Annotated in this window: 1 pseudogene; it reads left to right on the top strand. The window is 72.1% G+C overall.

Annotated elements, in window-relative coordinates:
* Positions 1 to 61 precede the first annotated feature (61 nt).
* Positions 62 to 1,531: pseudogene (locus AB0H81_RS44765) on the top strand (hypothetical protein); the annotation flags it as partial.

Genomic DNA, 1,531 nt, shown 5'->3' with positions numbered 1-1,531 from the left:
TCGTTCCTGCCGGGGGCCGGTCGGCGGGGGCCGGGCGAGTGACGGGGCGGGTCGTCGGCTGATGGGGCTGGATCTGGGGTTGGTGCCCGACATCGTCAAGCCGCTGGCGTTGCCGCTGACGGCCGGTGCGTTCCCTGAGGCGAAGCCGGATCAGATCGCGCGGGAAGCCGATGCGATGGAGGCGCTGGCCGACGAGCTGGCCGCCATCCGCGCCCAGGACGCCGAGCCGCTGGTGCGTTATCTCAAGAGTGTCGAGTGGCAGGGCGAGGCCAAGGACGCGTTCGAGAAGGTGCTGGCCGCGCTCGCCGGCGACGAGTACAAGGCGACCTCCTCGCGGGGCAAGGACGGCCAGGCGCTGATCAAGCAACTGGAGAAGGCCCTGCGCGCGGAGGCCGACCGGCTGCGCGATCACGGCGAGACCATGGAACACACCCAGTGGATGCAGTACGCGGCCCTGGCGCTGCTGGGACTGGCCATCGTCCGGCTGCTGGTGTGGATCGCCCTGCACGGGCCCTCGGTCCTCAAACTGATCCAGACCCGCACGCTGCTCACCCGGATGTCGATCCAGGCGCTCAAATGGCGGCTGCTCATGAACATGCTGGGCTTCGGCGCGGTGATGGGCGGCATGGACCTGGCCGTACAGGGCGCCCAGCTCCGGTGGGGCAACCGAGACGACCTCGACGTCGAATCGCTGCTGATGTCCGTCGGCAACGGCATGCTGACCGGAGCGATGTTCACCGGACTGGACTTCGGACTGTCCCGCCTGGCCACCCGGGAACTGGTGTTCATCACCTCACGCGCCGAACTCGGCGTGCGCGACCAACTCGCGGCTGTGGCACAAAGCATCTACGGACGAGCCCTGCTCGGCGGCGTCTCCGGCACCGCCGGCGCCGTCCCCGCCCTGGCCGCCAACGACCAACTCGACCCAGCCCACCTGTTCTACACCTTCGTCGCAGGCACAGCCGGCGGCATCGCCATCCCCCAAGGCGCCCGAAGCCACTTCCTGCCCATGGCCGCCACCGCAGACCTTCCTCCCACCTCCACCGCCGCTCCCTCCGGTCATGCCTGGACAGGCAGGGCGGACGACGGACCGCCACCACCTCCTCCGCCGCCCTCCGGCCACTCCTCGGCGCGCGAGGTGGACGGCGCCCCGTCATCCGCTCCCCCGCCCATCCATCCCTCGACCCGCTCGGCGCACGACGCCCCTCCGCCTCCGCCCCCCTCCGGCGCACTTTTGCCAGGCGGGGACGGATCGGTGCCCAGTACCGGAGCGCGGCGCGTCGTCGAGCCGACCCAGGTGGTGCTGAGCGGCGAGAGCCCTCACTCCGCGCGGCCAGGAGGAGAGCTCGACTCGTGGACCGCGCCCCCGGACGGGGACGGCGGGTCCGCGCCGCCCCGTGCGCGCGAGGCGGAGGTGATCGAGGGCGAGGTCGTCCGCAGCCAGGACGGCCCCTCGGAAGGGCCCGTCCTGCCGACGGAGACGACGCTTCTCCGCGCCCCGGCCCCCGAGCTCCCCAGCGGCCCCACCCGG

The organism is Nonomuraea sp. NPDC050691, assembly GCF_040654455.1.
Lineage (GTDB): Bacteria > Actinomycetota > Actinomycetes > Streptosporangiales > Streptosporangiaceae > Nonomuraea.
This window is presented reverse-complemented; position numbering and strand designations above follow the sequence as displayed.